Here is a 1,202-nt window from a genome sequence, read left to right as displayed (position 1 = left end):
TTATGCAGTTACTTTAGCAACAACACCAGCACCAACTGTACGACCACCTTCACGGATCGCAAAACGTAGACCTGGGTCCATTGCGATTGGGTGGATTAATTCTACTGACATTTCTACGTTGTCACCAGGCATAACCATTTCAACGCCTTCTTGCAATTGAATCGCGCCAGTTACGTCAGTTGTACGGAAGTAGAACTGTGGACGGTAACCGTTAAGGAATGGAGTGTGACGACCACCTTCTTCTTTAGAAAGTACGTATACTTCTGCATCGAATTTAGTGTGTGGCTTGATCGCACCTGGTTTAGAAAGTACTTGACCACGTTGTACGTCTTCACGCTTAGTACCGCGTAATAAGATACCACAGTTCTCGCCCGCACGACCTTCGTCTAGAAGTTTACGGAACATTTCAACGCCAGTTACTGTAGTTTTAACTGTGTCTTTGATACCTACGATTTCAACTTCTTCGCCTACTTTCACGATACCAGCTTCTACACGGCCAGTTACCACTGTACCACGACCAGAAATAGAGAATACGTCTTCGATTGGCATTAAGAATGCTTTATCAATAGCACGCTCTGGCTCTGGGATGTAAGTGTCAAGCGCTTCAACAAGAGCAACAACTGCATCTTCACCGAACTGACCAGCTTCACCGTTAAGTGCAGCAAGAGCAGAACCACGGATAACTGGAGTGTCATCACCTGGGAAGTCATAAGTAGAAAGAAGTTCACGAACTTCCATTTCAACTAGCTCAAGAAGCTCTTCGTCGTCTACAAGGTCACATTTGTTTAAGAATACAACGATGTATGGAACACCTACTTGGCGAGAAAGAAGGATGTGTTCACGAGTTTGTGGCATTGGACCATCAGTCGCAGCACATACAAGGATCGCGCCGTCCATTTGAGCAGCACCAGTAATCATGTTTTTAACATAATCGGCGTGGCCCGGGCAGTCTACGTGAGCGTAGTGACGAGTTGGAGAATCGTATTCTACGTGTGATGTATTAATTGTAATACCACGTGCTTTTTCTTCTGGTGCAGAGTCGATTGCAGCGTAGTCTTTAGCTTCACCACCGAATTTCTTCGCACATACAGTTGCGATAGCAGCAGTTAAAGTTGTTTTACCATGGTCAACGTGACCGATTGTGCCCACGTTAACGTGTGGCTTATTACGTTCAAACTTAGCCTTAGCCATGAGATCTTCCT

At 45.3% G+C, this 1,202-nt stretch carries 1 protein-coding gene; it reads right to left on the bottom strand.

Annotated features, from left to right (window positions below; translation table 11 throughout):
• Complete coding sequence (gene tuf, locus AC1M9L_RS14715) at positions 1-1,191, bottom strand: elongation factor Tu (RefSeq protein WP_481592547.1); 1,191 nt, start codon at positions 1,189-1,191, stop codon at positions 1-3.
• Between the last annotated feature and the right edge of the window lie 11 nt (positions 1,192-1,202).

The organism is Acinetobacter sp. ANC_7511, from assembly GCF_056779975.1.
This window is presented reverse-complemented; position numbering and strand designations above follow the sequence as displayed.

What these genes read in the sequence shown, in the direction of transcription:
- tuf (WP_481592547.1), bottom strand. Translation starts at nt 1,191, where the DNA reads ATGGCTAAGGCTAAGTTTGAACGTAATAAGCCACACGTTAACGTGGGC.